The sequence below is a fragment of the Ensifer sp. VA4 genome (genome assembly GCF_055710065.1).
In genome coordinates this window covers 1-255 of the sequence record NZ_JBVQPO010000082.1, presented here as the reverse complement: position 1 = coordinate 255, position 255 = coordinate 1, and the positions used below count along the sequence as shown (strand labels likewise).

Here is a 255-nt window from a genome sequence, read left to right as displayed (position 1 = left end):
CGAAGATGGGCCGTGACGATGATCCGATGGCGGTGGTGGACAGCCGTCTTCGGGTGCACGGCATCGATGGCCTGCGCGTCGTCGACGCAGGCATCATGCCGAAGATCACCAGCGGCAACACGAACGCGCCGACGCTGATGATCGCCGAAAAGGCGGCCGGCTGGATCATTGCCGATGCACGCGTATAGGAAATCCTTGGGAGGACAGTCGAAATGACATCGATCGCGCGCTCCGCGCTTCCGCTTTCCGGCGTTC

1 protein-coding gene is annotated in these 255 nt (G+C 62.7%); it reads left to right on the top strand.

Going from position 1 to position 255, the window contains the following annotated elements; genetic code table 11:
- Nucleotides 1-188 (top strand): GMC oxidoreductase (locus AC0C6X_RS30260; RefSeq protein WP_472956732.1); only part of this gene is annotated, 188 nt, incomplete at its 5' end.
- Nucleotides 189-255 lie beyond the last annotated feature (67 nt).